This is a genomic window from Shinella sp. WSJ-2, from assembly GCF_003432075.1.
Taxonomy (GTDB): Bacteria; Pseudomonadota; Alphaproteobacteria; order Rhizobiales; family Rhizobiaceae; genus Shinella.
Genome location: NZ_QWBU01000008.1, coordinates 190,607 through 206,558, shown reverse-complemented (window position 1 = coordinate 206,558; position 15,952 = coordinate 190,607). Strand labels below are relative to the sequence as shown.

Below are 15,952 nucleotides of genomic sequence, written 5' to 3'. Positions count from 1 at the left end.
AAAACCCTCCCCGGAGAAGCCGGGGAGGGTTTTTCTTTGGTCCGAAGGGGTCAAAGGAAGCCGAAGTCGCTCGTCGAAAGCGTCTTGATGCCTTGCAGCGTGGCGACCAGCTCGAGATCCGCATCAGAGCCCTTGCCGTCGGCGTCGAACCACAGGCGGCCATTGTCGCTCTCGAACAGGAATGTGCCCTTGCTCGAGGTCGCCACCGGATCGGCACCGACGACCAGCGTCACGGTCGCATCACCGGCCGCGATGCCATAGTCGCTGCGGTCGATCATCAGCTTGTCCTGGCCACGGGTGAAGTCGGTGATGACGTCACCCTCGCCGTCCCGGCCTTCAAGGTTGAAGACGAACTGGTCGTTGCCGGTACCGCCGGTCAGCCAGTCGTCGCCTGCGCCGCCGACCAGCACATCATTGCCGCCACGCCCCTGCAGAACGTCGTCAGCGCCGCCGCCATAGAGCGTGTTGTTGCCGGCATCGCCCCGGATGTCGTCATCTGCGCTGCTGCCGTGAATGATTTCGAAACCCTTGACGGTCAGGCCGAGAGCGAGACCCTTGTTTTTAGCCTGGTTCTCGAGATCGAGCACGACGGAAGTCGGTCCGTCGTCGAACATCAGCGTATCCGTGCCGCTACCGCCGTCGAAGACATCCTTGCCGGTGAATTCGGTGCGAACGAGCGTGTCGTTACCGGCATCGCCGAACAACTGATCGCTTCCCGCGCCGTCTTCCAGCCAGTCATTGCCGGCCGCACCATGCAGCACGTCGTTGCCAGCATTGCCGAACAGCTTGTCGTTGAGGCTGCCGCCGGTGACCGTATCCTTGCCCTTGGAGCCGTCATAGACGAGCGCCTCGAAGGCGTTGAAGTTGGTGGTGGCGTCGACTGTCACCTTGCCGGTGGTGAATGTGAAGGTGATGTCTTTCGTCTGCTCGGCAACATCGAGATCGAGCGTGTCGGTACCGGTGCCACCGTCGGCGGTATCGCCGATGCCGGCATAGACGGTGTCGTTGCCCGCCTCGCCATAAAGCTTGTCGCGCCCGCCGGTCTTGTTCAGACCGTCGCCATAGAGCGTGTCGTTGCCGTCGCCGCCGCGCAGCGTGTCGTTGCCGGCATCGCCCGAAAGGATGTCGTTGCCCGCACCACCCGTCAGCGTATCGGTGCCGGCACCGCCACGCAGCTCGTCGTTCAGCGCACCGCCGGTAAAGACGTCATTGCCCGCCCCGCCGTAAAGCGCGACGCGCTCGATGCTGTTCACCGTAACCGGCGTGCCGGCGACGACGACACTCGGCGCGACCTTGAAGGTGATGCCCGACGAATATTTGCTGAAGTCGATGGAGGCGAAGTCCGTGCCCGTGCCGCCGTTGAGCGTCAGCTTGCCGGTGGAGGCCGTGCGATAGAAGCTGTCATTGCCCGCGCCGAGATCGACTGTGTTATGGCCGATCGAGGAACCGAGGTCGCCGACCCGCACAACGTCATTGCCGTCGCCGGCATTGATCGTGTTGGTGCCGCCCTTATCGTACAGGCTGTCGTTGCCCGCGCCCGATGTCAGCTTGTCATTGCCGGCGCCGCCATCGAGCACGTCGGAACCTGCCGTGCCGATCAGCGTGTCATTGCCGGCAAAACCATAGAAGCGCACGCTGCCGGCCGAGCCGACCGATTTTACAACGTCATCGCCCGAACCAAAGGATACCTCGATCGTTTCGAAGTTCTTCAGCGTCGTCCCGTCACTGATCTTGGCGGAGGCGCCCGTCCCTTCGAATGTGAGGGCAGCCGTGGCCGTCTTGCGGTCGACGGCGACGGTGTCGTTGCCGGCGCCGCCATCGGCCGTATCGGCGCCGCCGTCACCGAGCAGCACATAGTCGGACCCGGTGCCCGTGACGACCTTGTCCTTGCCGAGGCCGGCATCCACGCGGTTGCTTCCATCACCGGCATTGACAATGTCGTTGCCAGCCCCGGAATTGATGACATCATTGCCCGCAAGCGTCGTGATCGTGTTGGCGCCGGTTCCGGTCGCGTTGATCGTATAGTGCTCGAAGCCCGAGATGGTCGTGCCGCCGCCGATCGTGTTGACGACGGTTGCCGCCTTGGCGGCGAAATTGCCGGTAAAGGCATCAAGCACCAGGCGGTCGCTGCCGCTCGTGTCGGTGATGGTGTCCTTACCCTCACCATACTTGTAGGTGACCGTGTCGTTGCCGGAGCCGCCATTGATGATGTCGTTGCCGGCCCCGCCGTCGATCATGTCGTCGCCCGCATCGCCATAGAGCTTGTCATCGCCGGCTTCGCCGTAGATGAGATCCATGCCATCGCCGCCATAAACGGTGTCGCTGCCGTCGCCGCCGTAGAGAAGATCGCCGCCCTGGTCGCCATAAAGAAGGTCATCGTCCGCGCCACCCGTCAGGTAGTCGGTGCCATAGCCCCCGCGCAGCGTATCCTTGCCCTCGTCGCCCATCAGCATGTCGAAGCCGCGGCCGCCGGATAGGATGTCGTTACCGCGACCACCCGTCAGCATGTCAGAATAGTTGCCGCCGGTGATGCGGTCGGCAAGATCGGTTCCCGTGATCTGGAAGCTCTCGACATTCAGGGTGCTGACATTGCCCGTCAAAATCTGGGGTGCGATCCAGTCCTTGATCGTGATGTTGAGGCCGGTCGTCTGGTCGGAATAGTCGATGATCAGCCGGTCGGTGCCCGAGCCGCCGTCGACGACGTCGCCCGCCGCCGTCTGCAGCCTGTTCACCATCAGCATGTCGCGACCGGAGCCGCCATAGAGCTTGTCGGCCCCCGCGCCGCCATCGATGATGTCGTCACCGCTGTCGCCATAGAGCTTGTCGGCGCCCTCGTCCCCCATGAGATAGTCGTTCTGGAAGGAACCATTGGCCGTATCATCCCCGGCACCGCCCAGGATCTGGTCGGCACCCATGCCGCCGTTGATCTTGTCGGCGCCGCCGAGCGCCATGATCATATCGTCTTCGAGATCGCTGCCGAGCAGATTGTCGACGCCATCCGTACCCATTACCATACCCATCCGGGCCTCCTGATCTTGTGTTCTGGACATGCGCCGGCCACTTCGATCTCATCCGAAATTGCCTCGGAGAACATCAGGGCCTGAAAAGATGCCTGGCCAAGCGCCCAGGCCTCAAATGGCTAAGCGGACCCTAGAGCAACGTCAAGTTGCGATTTTTTGCATCTTTCGAGCCGGGACCGGCGTCGTCTGTTCAGTCGAACGCTGCGGACTGCACGCGTTCTTGCCGGCTATATTGTGCAAAAAAAGTCACGCCCCTGTTCCCCCGGGAACTGACAAGGGGTGTACGGGGCCAGCGCGAACCACCCGTGTTCCCGGGGGAACAGGCTGAAAAGCCGACAGCCCAAAACGAAAAAACCCCGGACAAGCCGGGGTTTTCATCGATCGGAATGAGTTGGCCGCAAAGGGCCGGGTGCCTTATTCGGCTTCGTTGGCCGGGGCCGCGTTGAGCTGGCCGTACTTTTCCTCGCCGAGCTTGCCGAGCAGTTCCAGCTGGGTTTCGAGGAAGTCGATATGGCCTTCTTCGTCGATCAGCAGTTCTTCGAACAGCTTCATGGTGACGTAGTCGCCGGCCTCGTGACAGATGTCGCGCGACTTCTTGTAAGCCGCGCGGGCGTCGTATTCGCCGGCGAGATCAGCTTCCAGGACTTCCTTGACGTTCTGGCCGATGCGCAGCGGTGCGACCGTCTGCAGGTTCGGGTGGCCTTCAAGGAAGATGATGCGTGCGACGAGCTTGTCGGCGTGCTGCATCTCTTCGATGGACTCGGCACGCTCCTTCTTGGCGAGAAGCGTGTAACCCCAGTCCTCGAGAAGGCGGAAATGCAGCCAGTACTGGTTGACAGCACCCAGCTCGAGATAGAGCGCTTCGTTAAGCTGCTCGATGACCCTTTTGTCGCCTTTCAAGATCCGCTCTCCTGTTTTCTTCATGGAATTGTTTGAGGCGGGTCATGAAATCAAATATCTCGTCGCCCGTCGAGTCACGGCGGGCGTGATACTGCTCGGTTGTGCGGATGATGATATCGACCACATTGGGGAAACAGCCGCAGCAGCGTCCGCGCTTCTGCATCGCGTGATAGACCTTTGCAGGCACGATCAGCTGCCAACAGTCTTCGTCGAGAAGGCTGTTGACCACGTCGACAATGTCCTTGTCGGTGATGAAATTGCAGCTGCAAACGAGCATATCGTCTTGCCTGTCTTACGCAAAGCACTGGGTTTCCGGCATTAAGCAAAAGAGGATATTGAGTGTCAAGAATGAACAGGTCAGGCTTGCTGACTCAATAATTTAGAGTCGTTCTAATCCTGATTAGAATCATCGTCTTTTCAGCGACTTACAGTTCGATGACGCCGGCCAGTATGAGCTATGGCTGCGTCAAACTGACCGATCACGAATTGTTGCAAATTCCAGCTTTCCCGTGCGGATTTGCGAATCCGACAAAACTTCCTGAAAGGCCGAAGACTCGAATCGACGGACGGACCGCCGGCTTTCGGGCTATCGGCCACGCGCTCTGCAAATTGAACCCTCGAAAAACCTTGGAAATCGTCTATATGACGGGCAAAGGAGAGCCCATGGCCCGCATTGACCAGACCGAGGATTGGCGTAACCGCCATGCCCCGACCATCAGCACGTTCGAATCGCTGGCGCTGGAGTCCTATGGCCACCTGCCCGAAGAGTTCCGTGCGCTGACGGGCAACCTCATCATCGAGATCGCCGAATTCCCGACAGACGACGTTTTCGAGGACATGGCGCTCGAAACGCCCTTCGACCTGCTTGGTCTGTTTGAAGGACGCGGAATTACGGAACGTTTTACGGTCGAGACCGGCGAGATGCCGAACCGCATTACCCTCTATCGCCGCCCAATCCTCGATTACTGGGCGGAGAACGAGGAAACGCTCGGCGATATCATCACCCATGTCCTTATCCATGAGATCGGCCATCATTTCGGCCTGTCGGACGACGATATGGAGCGTATCGAGGCGAGCACGGAAATCGCGGCGGGCTGACCCGCCGCAACCGGTTTTCGACTTACTGCTCGGAGAGCTTGATATCGGGCGTATATTCCTTGCCCGGTACGTCCTTCACAACCGCCTGGCCGCACTGCATGACCTTGGCATCGACATTGTAGGCATAGGTCGGCGAGCCGTGCAGCTCCCAGCCCTTGTTCAGCGCCAGCGTCACCTTGTGGCAGAAGGTGGCGTCGTCGACGGCGGTGAGGAAGCGATAGACTTTCATGCAGTTCTCTTTCTTTCGTTGATCAGGTCGACCTTGGCGAGCAGACGGCTCGCCTGGTCGGCATGGAGCTTTTCGACCATGCGGCCGGCGATGGTGACAACAGCCTTGCCCGCATTTTCGGGCGCGGCGAAGGCCGCGACGATGGCCAGAGCCTCGGCCGTTTCGGCTTCGGTCACGCCATAGGCCGCGTTTGCCACGTCGATCTGCGCGGGATGGATCAGCATCTTGCCGTCGAAACCCATCTGCCGTCCCTGGCGGCATTCGGCCTCGAGACCGCTGGTATCAGTAAAATCGTTGAAGACGGCATCGACGACGTCGAGCCCGAAGGCCCGCGCAGCGACGATCACCTGAAGCAGTAAAGGCGTAAGATAGGGGCGGCCGGGAATGTCGGCAATGCCAGTTTGCTTGCGCAGATCGTTGAGACCGACGACGAGGCAATCGAGCCTACCGCCCTCCGTGCGGCCCGTCTCGGCGATGGCGGAAAGGTTGAGAAGGCCGGCGGCCGTCTCGATCATCGCCCAGAGCCGCGGCCCAAAGTCGCGGTCGTCATCGGCGCCCGCCTCGGACAACCAGTCGGCAACGGTCAACACGTCCTGCGGCTCGGAAACCTTCGGCAGGACCACGGCGTCGGGCATGCAATCCAGCACCGCTTCGAGGTCGAGCACGCCATCCGGCCCGTCGAGCGGGTTGATGCGGATGACATATTCGCGGCCAGGGACGCGGTCGAGCGTGGCGAAATGCGAAATCAGCGCCGCCCGCGCCTCCGCCTTCTTTTCCGGCAGGACGGAATCTTCGAGATCGAAGAGAACGACGTCGCAATCGAGCGTCGCGGACTTGGCCAACGCCTTGGCATTGATGGCAGGCACGCTCAGCACCGAACGGCGCAGGCGAAGCGGATGGTGGTGCGGGGTCCTGTTCATGCGCTCTTTGTGCCGCGCTTTGCCGCAGGCGGCAAGCGCCCAAAGATTCGGCCTTGCAATGAACAAAATCGGCCCCCACATTGCTTCTTGCAGAAAGGGCAAATCAAAATGCAGCGTATCCGCTCCATCCTCTTCACCGTCTTCGCCATGCTGGTCGCTGGCGCAACCGTCGTGTTCGCCGCCTCGATCGGACTTGCCATCGCCGGCATCGCCGCCGTGCTTATGCTCGGCTCCATGCTTGCGGGCAAGCTTCAGCCAGCACCCGTCCGCGCCACGGCGCGTGCACGAAACGACCGCGCGGCCCCCGGTCAGCGCGAGCCGCGTATCTGGAACGACGGTCGCGGGACGATCATCGACCTCTAAGCGAGGTCTCCTCCCAACAAGGGATATCCGGGCGCTTCTTCTGCGCCCGGCTTCTGCCTTTGCGGCCCTTGATCAAGATTTCCCTTCAAATTCCGGGAAAACTGATCTAAACGCTTGGCAAAATCTCACCACCGCATTTCGAGGGTTTTCGCATGGACAAGTTCGTCAAGCTGACAGGTGTCGCCGCGCCGCTTCCCGTCGTCAATATCGACACGGACATGATCATTCCGAAGGACTACCTCAAGACGATCAAGCGCACCGGCCTCGGTAAGGGCCTGTTCGCCGAAGCGCGTTACAACGAAGATGGCAGCGTTAACGAAAGCTTCGTGCTGAACAAGCCGGCTTACCAGAATGCCACGATCCTCGTCGCCGGCGACAATTTCGGCTGCGGCTCGTCGCGTGAGCATGCGCCGTGGGCGCTGCTCGACTTCGGCATCCGCTGCGTCATCTCCACCAGCTTCGCCGACATCTTCTACAACAACTGTTTCAAGAACGGCATCTTGCCGATCGTCGTCAGCCAGGACGAACTCGATAAACTGATGGACGACGCCAGCCGCGGCTCCAATGCTATCCTGACCGTCGACCTGGAAGCCCAGGAAATCACCGGTCCCGACGGCGGCCGCATCGGCTTCGAAATCGATGCCTTCCGTCGCCACTGCCTGCTGAACGGCCTCGACGACATCGGCCTGACGCTGGAAAAGGCAGCCGCGATCGACAGCTTCGAGAAGCAGAACGCGTCCTCGCGTCCCTGGGCATAAAGCAATGCGCCGGCTGATCTCGTCCGGCTCTCCTTTTGAAGCGACGGCGGGCTATTCGCGCGCCGTCGTCGAGGGCAACTGGTGCTTCGTCTCCGGCACGACCGGTTACGACTACGCCACGATGACCATGCCCGATAGCGTCGAGGACCAGACGCGCAATTGCCTTGCCACCATCGGCAAGGTTCTGGTCGATGCCGGCTTTTCCTTCGAGGACGTCGTGCGCTGCCACTATTACGTGACCGACGCCACCTTCGCCGATCGTGTTTTCCCGATCCTCGGCGAAACCTTCGGCACGATTCGCCCCGCGGCCACCATGGTCGTCTGCGACCTCATCCGGCCGGAAATGCTGATCGAAATCGAAGTCACGGCGCTGCGCCGGACCTAGCCGAAAGGCCAAGGCCTGCGCGCAAAATTCTTTCGTTGCGGCGATTTTCCTTGAACGGAAGTTGCGCTAAGAAGCGCGCGACCAATCCGTGACACTAGGGACAATCTCATGACAGCGCGTAACCTCCTCCTCCTGCCCGGCGACGGCATCGGCCCGGAAGCCATGGCGGAAGTCCGCAAGATCATCGCCTATATGAACGCCGAACTCGGCGCCGGCTTTACGACCGACGAAGGCCTCGTCGGCGGCTCGGCCTATGACGCCCATGGCGTGGCGATCTCGGAAGGCGATATGGAGAAGGCGCTGGCGGCCGATGCCGTGCTGTTCGGCGCCGTCGGCGGCCCGAAGTGGGATGTCGTCCCCTATGAAGTGCGCCCGGAAGCCGGCCTGCTGCGCCTGCGCAAGGACCTGAAGCTTTTCGCGAACCTGCGCCCGGCGATCTGCTACCCGGCGCTCGCCAACGCGTCCTCGCTGAAGCCGGAACTGGTCGAAGGCCTCGACATCCTCATCGTGCGCGAGCTGACCGGCGGCGTTTACTTCGGCGAGCCGAAGGAGATCATCGACCTCGGCAACGGCCAGAAGCGCGGAATCGATACGCAGGTCTATGACACCTACGAGATCGAACGTATCGCAGGCGTCGCCTTCGAACTCGCCCGCACGCGCGGCAACCGCGTCTGCTCGATGGAAAAGCGCAACGTCATGAAGTCGGGCGTGCTGTGGAACCAGGTCGTGACGGAAACGCACAAGCGCGCCTACTCCGACGTGCAGCTGGAGCATATGCTGGCTGACGCCGGCGGCATGCAGCTCGTGCGTGCTCCCAAGCAATTCGACGTGATCGTAACGGACAACCTGTTCGGCGACATGCTCTCCGACGTCGCCGCCATGCTGACCGGCTCGCTGGGCATGCTGCCGTCCGCCTCGCTCGGCGCGCCGGATGCCAAGGGCCAGCGCAAGGCGCTCTATGAGCCCGTACATGGCTCGGCGCCGGACATTGCCGGCAAGGGCATCGCCAACCCGATCGCCATGATCGCCTCCTTCGCCATGTGCCTGCGCTACTCGTTCAACATGGTCGCAGAAGCCGATAACCTCGAAAAGGCGATCGCCGAGGTTCTCGACAGCGGCATCCGTACTGGCGACATCATGTCGGAAGGCAGCCGCCAGGTCGGCACGACCGAGATGGGCGATGCCATCCTCTCCGTCTTCAAGAGACTGTCGGCCTGAACCGACATCCGTCACTGAAAAGGCTCCCGGTGCTTCGCTCCGGGAGCCTTTTTCGTGTTCATCCCTTGAAAAGCCGCGTTGCGCCAGCACATGGAAGCGACGCCATTTGCAAGGGATGCCCATGAACCGATCGCTCGCGACCTCCTCCCTCTGGATCCTCGCCGCCACTGTCGTGCTCGTCCTGGCGCTCGCTCCCTTCGACCCGATGATTTCCCAGCGCGCGCAGGGCCTCCCGGTCACCATCGTCGCCTTCAACAAGCGTATCACCGATTTCGGTACCTTCGCCTGGATGATCTACGGCTCGGGCACGCTTGTCATCCTCGCCTATGTCGTGCACCGGGTGAGCCGCAACGAGACGCTGACCGGCAAGACGCGAACCGCGTGGCGGCTGCCGCTGTATTTCTTCGTGACGACAGGCGCGACCACGACGCTCGTGCATCTCATCAAGCTGATCGTCGGCCGGGCGCGGCCGGAACTCTTTGCCGAATACGGCGCCTACAGCTTGACGCCTTTCGCCTATGACGACCTCTATTCCAGCTTTCCCTCCGGCCATTCTGCCGCCGTCGGCGCCTTTTTTGGCGCCTTCTCGATGCTGGTGCCGCGCCTGCGGCCGCTCTTCCTGCTCGGCGCGCTGACGATCGGTCTCTCGCGCATCATCGTCGGCGCGCATTATCCGAGCGATGTCGCCGCCGGCCTGCTGCTCGGCCTCTGGACGGCGATTGCCACCGCCTTCGTCTTCGCCCGCAGGGACTGGCTCTTCCGTTTCGACGCGCGCGGCTGGCCATTGCCGAAATCCATGCTGCCAAGGCCCTAAACGAAGAACCCGGCGCGTGTCGCCACGCGCCGGGTCCGCCAAGGATCGGTCGGAAGGGGGAGATCAATCCATGGCGTGGATGTCGCGGTCCTTCGTTTCCGGCAGGAAGAGAAGGCCGATGACCAGCGTGATGCCTGCGAAGACGATCGGGTACCACAGGCCGTAGTAGATATCGCCCTGGGCAGCGCTCATCGCGAATGCCGTTGCCGGCAGAAGGCCGCCGAACCAGCCGTTGCCGATATGGTAGGGCAGCGACATGCCGGTGTAGCGGATGCGGGTCGGGAAGAGTTCGACCAGAAGCGCAGCGATCGGGCCGTAAACCATCGTGACATAGATCACGAGCACGGTCAGCACGGCGATGATCGTCACCCAGTTCACGCCTGCGGGATCGGCGACCATGGTATAGGCACCACCGCCGGCAATCGAGTAGACGGCCATGTCGGTGACGCCGGCGGCTTCCTCGGCGGTCAGCAGCTTGGCCGTGACGAGGTCGGCGGCAGGCATGCTTGCCTTTTCACCAGCGCGGATGGCGGCTGCATCGAGCTTCAGTTCCGGGTTGGCGGCGACGAAGGCATCAAGCTTCGTGTCCGGCACCTTTGCGACGCCCCGCACCAGCGGATAGCCGGCATCGTGCAGCGCCATGTTGGTCTGCTTCTGGAAGGCGGCATCGAGGGCCTTAGCCTGGTCGCCGGCCGCCGTTGCGTCATAGCTGTTGATCGTCTGTTCGCCGACCTTCACCGTCGCCGCCGTGCCAGCAGCCGCCGTAGCGACGACATCATAGGGCACAGAGTTCTTGGTGAGGAACGCGGTGGCGATATCGCACGAGGTGGTAAACTTCGCCGTGCCCGTCGGGTTGAACTGGAACTTGCAATCGCCGGGGGCCGCAGTGACGGTCGCGCGGACCGTATCCTGTGCCGTGGCAAGTGCCGGATTGCCGGCCCAGGTCAGCGCCTTGAACAGCGGGAAGTAGGTCAGCATGGCAAGCAGCAGGCCAGCCATGATGATCGGCTTGCGGCCGATCTTGTCGGACAGCCAGCCGAAGAAGACGAAGAAGCCGGTGCCGAGAAGCAAGGAGCAGGCGACCATGATATTGGCCGACTGGCCATCGACCTTCAGCACGCCCGTCAAGAAGAACAGCGCATAGAACTGGCCGGAATACCAGACGACGGCCTGGCCGACGACGGCGCCGAACAGCGCGAGCAGCGCGATCTTGGCGTTGCGCCACTGGCCGAAGGCTTCCGTCAGTGGTGCCTTGGAGCCCTTGCCCTCTTCCTTCATCTTCGCGAAGGCAGGCGATTCGTTCATCTTGAGACGGATCCAGACGGAAACGCCGAGCAGGACGACCGATACGAGGAAGGGAATGCGCCAGCCCCAGGCGGCAAAGGCTTCCTTGCCGACGATGAACTGCACCGCGAGGATGACCACCAGCGACAGGAACAGGCCGAGCGTCGCCGTCGTCTGGATCCAGGAGGTGAAGTAACCGCGCTTGCCGTCGGGCGCATGCTCGGCGACATAGGTCGCGGCACCACCATATTCACCGCCGAGCGCCAGGCCCTGCAGCATGCGCAGCAGGATCAGGATGATCGGAGCGGCGATGCCGATGGTGGCGGCACCGGGCAGGAGGCCTACGACGAAGGTCGAGAAGCCCATGATGAGAATGGTGACGAGGAAGGTGTATTTGCGGCCGACGAGATCGCCGAGGCGGCCGAAGACGAGCGCTCCGAACGGGCGTACCAGAAAGCCGGCAGCGAAGGCGAGCAGCGCGAAGATGTTGCGCGTCGTTTCCGGATACTGGCTGAAGAAGGTGGCGCCGATATAGATTGCCAGCGAACCATAAAGATAGAAATCGTACCATTCGAAAACGGTGCCGAGAGAAGAGGCGAAGATCACCTTCTTCTGCTCGCCTGTCATGGGCGCCGACTTGGCGTTGCCCACCGTCGAAACATTTGCCATTTGTTTGTCCTCCACAAAAACGGCGTATCGAGGCAGCCCGTATGAGGTCCGGAGTTTCTCCCTAAAAACATCGGACAGGGTGCGCCTGATAGAAGGATGACAGAAAACGAAACGCCGCATCAGCGCTGCTTTGGGCTTATGACTTTCGGTGTAGGACTTAAGTCGAAGGCGAGGGGAGGCCGCGATTTGCCCAAACGGGCAGGCAAGGCTTGACTCTTCGGCAGATGAGCGTATTCAGCACCCACGCAAGGGAACCGTCATGAACCGCTTTGGTCTTTCCATCGCCCGCATGATCGCTCCGGCCTTCAACGCCGGACGGGTTCGCTATGGCGTATCGATTTCCAAAACAATGGCCAAAACGACGACGAAAACCGTCTGACGTCTCTGGCCACCGCTCTCTCCCCGGTATGGCCGGGGACAGAAACCCGCGCTCATGGCCGGCGGGTTTCCCTCCAAAACCCGCGGAGAGACAGAGAAAGAGAGCTTTAGTCATGGGTTTCAAGATCGCAGTCGCCGGCGCGACCGGCAATGTCGGCCGGGAAATGCTGAACATCCTTTCCGAGCGTGGTTTCCCGGCTGATGAAGTCGTGGCGCTCGCCTCCGCCCGCTCCCAGGGCACCGAAGTCTCCTTCGGCGACAAGACGCTGAAGGTACAGAACCTCGAGAACTACGATTTCTCCGATACGGACATCTGCCTGATGTCGGCTGGCGGCACGGTTTCGCAGAAGTTCTCGCCGAAGATCGGTGCGCAGGGCTGCGTCGTCATCGACAACTCCTCGGCCTGGCGCTACGACGCCGACGTTCCGCTGATCGTTCCGGAAGTGAACCCGGACGCCATCGCGCAGTTCTCGCGCAAGAACATCATCGCCAACCCGAATTGCTCGACCGCCCAGCTCGTCGTCGCGCTGAAGCCGCTGCATGACCGCGCCAAGATCAAGCGCGTCGTCGTCTCGACCTACCAGTCGGTTTCCGGCGCCGGCAAGGAAGGCATGGACGAACTCTTCCAGCAGACCCGCGCCGTCTTCGTCGCCGATCCGGTCGAATCGAAGAAGTTCACCAAGCGCATCGCCTTCAACGTCATCCCGCACATCGATAGTTTCATGGAAGACGGCTACACGAAGGAAGAGTGGAAGGTTCTCGCCGAGACCAAGAAGATGCTCGATCCGAAGATCAAGGTGACCTGCACGGCCGTGCGCGTTCCCGTCTTCATCGGTCATTCCGAATCCGTCAACATCGAATTCGAAAACGAGATCACGGCGGACGAGGCCCGCGACATCCTGCGCGAAGCTCCGGGGTGCCAGGTCATCGACAAGCATGAGAACGGCGGCTACATCACGCCTTATGAATCGGCCGGTGAAGACGCCACCTACATCTCGCGCATCCGCGAGGACGCGACCGTCGAAAACGGCCTCAACATGTGGGTCGTCTCCGACAACCTGCGCAAGGGTGCCGCCCTCAACGCCATCCAGATCGCGGAGCTGCTCGTCGCGCGCGGCCTGATCAAGGCGAAGAAGCAGGCTGCATAATTTCTTGGCAAGGATGCGTTTTCGGCATTTCGGTGAAATGTGGCAACGTTCCCTTAACCAAGTTTAAATAAAAGTCCCGGTTGTTCCGTTTGAGAACAATCGGGACTTCGCTTTGAGCCAGGCTGCAAGCGAAGCTCACGGCAAGGTGCGATGACAGGAACAGGGGGAGCATGCCATGCTCCCGCAGCGGAATTTTCGAGATCACGGGGTTTTTCATGGGCATGATCAAGAGCGTGGCCAAAGTGCTGGCCGCAATGATCGCCACGGCGGCGGTACCGGCAGCGGCTCAGGCCGCCAAGTGCGGAAATGATGCAGGCGGTTTTCCGGCCTGGGTCGAGGCGTTCAAGGACGAGGCGGCCGGTCGCGGCATCAGCCGTTCGACGCTCGACAAGGCCTTCGCCAATGTCAGCTATGCCAGGGCGACGATCCGTGCCGACCGCGGCCAGAAGAGCTTCAAGCTCTCGCTCGACCAGTTCATGCAGAAGCGCGGCGGCAAGGCCATTATCAGCCGCGGCAAGAGCATGAAGAAGCAGAACGCCGCCCTGTTCGATCGCATCGAAGCCCGCTACGGCGTTCCGGCCGGCCCGCTGATCGCGATCTGGGGCATGGAAACCGGCTTCGGCGGCTTCCTCGGCAAGGAGCACACGCTGTCCGCCGTCGCGACGCTCGCCTATGACTGCCGCCGCACGGAGTACTTCACCAACCAGCTCTACGCTGCCCTGCAGCTCGTGCAGAACGGCACGCTCAGCACCACGGCGCGCGGCGCCGCCCATGGCGAAATCGGCCAGACGCAGTTCCTGCCGGCCAACGTCCTGAAATACGGCGTCGACGGCGACGGCAACGGTCGCATCGACCTCGTCGGCTCGAAGGCCGACGCGCTTGCCTCCACCGCCAACTTTCTGCGCGGCCACGGCTGGAGCGCCGGCGGCGGCTATCAGCCGGGCCAGGCCAATTTCGGCGCCCTGCAGGGCTGGAACGCGGCGAGCGTTTACCAGCGCGCGATCGCCATCATCGGCGCGGAAATCGACGGCGACTGATCGCCGGTCATCCGGAATTGAAAAAGCCCGGCTTGGGAGACCAAGCCGGGCTTTTTATTGCCGTGTCGTTCGGAACGCTCAAGCGCTCGGACGTTTGAAGTCGCCAGTGGCAGCATCCATGATCCAGAGCTCGCCGGTCGAGATATCGAACCAGGCGCCGTGCAGCTGCATGCGGCCCTTCTCCTCGAGAATGCGCACGCAGGGGAAGGTCCTGAGATTGGCGATGGAATTGCGGATCGAGACGCGCTCGAGCGCGCGCTGGCGTTCGCCCTGGGTCAGGATTTCTGCACTCTGGATCTGCTCGGCCACGGGCTTCAGCATACCCATCCACTTGCCGATGAAATCGCCCGGCGACAGCGGCTCGGCATCCGGATCAAGGGCCGCGGCGATGCCGCCACAGCGGCCGTGACCCATCACCACGATATCGGTGACCTTCAGCGACTGGACCGCGAATTCCAGCGCTGCCGAGGTCGCGTGGAACTGGCCATCCGGCTCATAGGGCGGCACGAGGTTGGCGACGTTGCGCACGACGAACAGTTCGCCCGGACCGCTGTCGAAGATCGTCTCCGGTGCCGCGCGGGAATCGCAACAGGCAATGACGAGGGTTTTGGGTTTCTGGCCGGTCTCGGCCAGCGCCCGGTAGCGTGCGGATTGTTCGGCGTAGCGGCCGGACATGAAATTGCGATAGCCATTCAGAAGACGATCGGGAAAGCGGTTCATAGGTCGGAATACCCCCGTGATACGGTCCACCGGACGAGGCTCCATCCGGTTTCCCGCATAAACCACTCGACGGTGCCGGACGCAAGTCAGGATCGGCGCGGCTGCGCCGGATGAACGAGGCGGCGCATGTGCACCATGGCCATGGGTGTGGAAATGCTGGAGGCATCCTGCTCCAGCGTCAGCTCGTCCGCGCCGCGCTTGGCGGTGCGCGCCACGATCTCGAAGACGCTCGCCGTCGCCAGCATCAGCGCCCGCTCCTCGGGAAGATTTTCCATCAGCCGGGACAGGAAGACGGCGGCAAGCAGGTCGCCCGTGCCGTTCGGCGGATTGTCCACCAGCCGGTGCTCGGCCAGAAGCGCGCTGCGCCCGGAAAGAAAGAGATTGCCCGTGCTGCCCGCCATCAACGGCAGCGAGGAGGTGACCAGCATGCGGGCCGGGCCGAGCGAAAGGGCCGCCTCGACGATGGCATTGTTGGTTTCCAGCGGCGCACCGGCTAGCCAGGCGAGCTCGAAACGGTTCGGTGTGGCGATCGATGCGAGCGGGATCAGGCTGTCGCGGATCGCCACCGCCGTCGCCTCCGGCACGTAGAGACCGCGTTCATCGCCGCAGACGGGGTCGCACATATAAAGAAGCTCGGGATTGTCGACCCGCAGGCTTGCCACCAGCCGCGCCACGGAGCGCGCTTGCGCCGCGCTGCCGAGATAACCAGACAGCACCGCCTTCACCTCGCCGCGCCAGGGCGCGCCGATCAGGTCGGAGATGATCGCGTCGAAATCATCGTCCGATATCGTAACCCGCGTCGCGCGACCATGGCCCGGATGCCAGGGCAGGATGACCGTCGGCAAGGCCCAGACGGGGTGACCGAGCGTTTCGAGTGCAAAGACGGCCGCCCGGTTACCCACCGTGCCGCGCACCACATGGCTCGAAATGACGATGACGGTGCCCTTGTCGCTCTCGCTCATAGCCGGCTTCCTTCGTTTCGTCGAAGTGATGGCAAGGGGGTCGGGACCT

16 protein-coding genes are annotated in these 15,952 nt (G+C 62.1%); 8 read left to right on the top strand and 8 right to left on the bottom strand.

The genetic code is table 11. The annotated features are described in order from the left end of the window. Window positions 1-50: 50 nt before the first annotated feature. From D0Y60_RS18080 to D0Y60_RS18070, 3 genes are all read right to left on the bottom strand, one after another. A complete protein-coding gene (locus tag D0Y60_RS18080) occupies window positions 51-3,020 on the bottom strand; it encodes a calcium-binding protein (protein WP_117371361.1) in 2,970 nt (989 codons plus the stop codon). A gap of 414 nt (window positions 3,021-3,434) precedes the next feature. Continuing rightward, the gene (gene bfr, locus D0Y60_RS18075) at window positions 3,435-3,920 is read right to left on the bottom strand and encodes a bacterioferritin (RefSeq protein WP_117371360.1); all 486 of its coding nucleotides are present in this window, start codon (window positions 3,918-3,920) and stop codon (window positions 3,435-3,437) included. Continuing rightward, complete coding sequence (locus D0Y60_RS18070) at window positions 3,886-4,197, bottom strand: (2Fe-2S)-binding protein (RefSeq protein ID WP_117371359.1); 312 nt, start codon at window positions 4,195-4,197, stop codon at window positions 3,886-3,888. The genes bfr and D0Y60_RS18070 overlap by 35 nt, the downstream gene beginning before the upstream one ends. Before the next feature lie 386 nt (window positions 4,198-4,583). On the opposite strand from D0Y60_RS18070, the gene D0Y60_RS18065 reads away from it, so the two are divergent. Next, window positions 4,584-5,018, top strand: a complete 435-nt coding sequence (locus D0Y60_RS18065; protein WP_117371397.1) for a metallopeptidase family protein — start codon at window positions 4,584-4,586, stop codon at window positions 5,016-5,018. A gap of 22 nt (window positions 5,019-5,040) precedes the next feature. On the opposite strand, the gene D0Y60_RS18060 is transcribed toward D0Y60_RS18065, so the two are convergent. Both D0Y60_RS18060 and D0Y60_RS18055 read right to left on the bottom strand, forming a co-directional pair. Beyond that, on the bottom strand, window positions 5,041-5,247 hold the full coding sequence (locus D0Y60_RS18060) for a DUF1737 domain-containing protein (protein ID WP_117371358.1): 207 nt from the start codon (window positions 5,245-5,247) through the stop codon (window positions 5,041-5,043). After that, on the bottom strand, window positions 5,244-6,167 hold the full coding sequence (locus D0Y60_RS18055; RefSeq protein ID WP_117371396.1) for a CoA ester lyase: 924 nt from the start codon (window positions 6,165-6,167) through the stop codon (window positions 5,244-5,246). The genes D0Y60_RS18060 and D0Y60_RS18055 overlap by 4 nt, the downstream gene beginning before the upstream one ends. Window positions 6,168-6,275: 108 nt before the next feature. Here D0Y60_RS18055 and D0Y60_RS18050 point away from each other — a divergent pair, with 108 nt between their 5' ends. The 5 genes from D0Y60_RS18050 (at window position 6,276) to D0Y60_RS18030 (ending at window position 9,705) form a co-directional block, all read left to right on the top strand. After that, window positions 6,276-6,530, top strand: a complete 255-nt coding sequence (locus tag D0Y60_RS18050; protein ID WP_117371357.1) for a hypothetical protein — start codon at window positions 6,276-6,278, stop codon at window positions 6,528-6,530. 152 nt (window positions 6,531-6,682) lie between these two features. Beyond that, entirely contained in the window at window positions 6,683-7,288 is a 606-nt protein-coding gene (leuD, locus tag D0Y60_RS18045) for a 3-isopropylmalate dehydratase small subunit (RefSeq protein WP_117371356.1), read from the top strand. 4 nt (window positions 7,289-7,292) lie between these two features. Beyond that, window positions 7,293-7,673, top strand: coding sequence for a RidA family protein (locus D0Y60_RS18040; protein ID WP_117371355.1), 381 nt, complete (start codon window positions 7,293-7,295; stop codon window positions 7,671-7,673). 108 nt (window positions 7,674-7,781) lie between these two features. Continuing rightward, complete coding sequence (leuB, locus tag D0Y60_RS18035) at window positions 7,782-8,891, top strand: 3-isopropylmalate dehydrogenase (protein ID WP_117371354.1); 1,110 nt, start codon at window positions 7,782-7,784, stop codon at window positions 8,889-8,891. A gap of 121 nt (window positions 8,892-9,012) precedes the next feature. Beyond that, a complete protein-coding gene (locus D0Y60_RS18030; RefSeq protein ID WP_117371353.1) occupies window positions 9,013-9,705 on the top strand; it encodes a phosphatase PAP2 family protein in 693 nt (230 codons plus the stop codon). 63 nt (window positions 9,706-9,768) lie between these two features. Here the strand turns inward: D0Y60_RS18030 and D0Y60_RS18025 are convergent, their stop codons facing one another. Continuing rightward, the gene (locus D0Y60_RS18025) at window positions 9,769-11,658 is read right to left on the bottom strand and encodes an MFS transporter (protein ID WP_117371352.1); all 1,890 of its coding nucleotides are present in this window, start codon (window positions 11,656-11,658) and stop codon (window positions 9,769-9,771) included. 491 nt (window positions 11,659-12,149) lie between these two features. Between D0Y60_RS18025 and D0Y60_RS18020 the strand changes: the two genes are divergently transcribed. Next, the gene (locus D0Y60_RS18020) at window positions 12,150-13,184 is read left to right on the top strand and encodes an aspartate-semialdehyde dehydrogenase (RefSeq protein WP_117371351.1); all 1,035 of its coding nucleotides are present in this window, start codon (window positions 12,150-12,152) and stop codon (window positions 13,182-13,184) included. A 215-nt stretch (window positions 13,185-13,399) separates the two neighbouring features. After that, entirely contained in the window at window positions 13,400-14,221 is an 822-nt protein-coding gene (locus tag D0Y60_RS18015) for a lytic transglycosylase domain-containing protein (protein ID WP_117371395.1), read from the top strand. Window positions 14,222-14,299: 78 nt separating this feature from the next. On the opposite strand, the gene D0Y60_RS18010 is transcribed toward D0Y60_RS18015, so the two are convergent. Then, window positions 14,300-14,941 carry a carbonic anhydrase gene (locus tag D0Y60_RS18010; protein ID WP_117371350.1) on the bottom strand — a complete coding sequence of 214 codons (642 nt, stop codon included), beginning with the start codon at window positions 14,939-14,941 and terminating at the stop codon, window positions 14,300-14,302. 86 nt (window positions 14,942-15,027) lie between these two features. Beyond that, complete coding sequence (gene pdxY, locus D0Y60_RS18005; protein WP_117371349.1) at window positions 15,028-15,903, bottom strand: pyridoxal kinase PdxY; 876 nt, start codon at window positions 15,901-15,903, stop codon at window positions 15,028-15,030. Window positions 15,904-15,952: the final 49 nt, after the last annotated feature.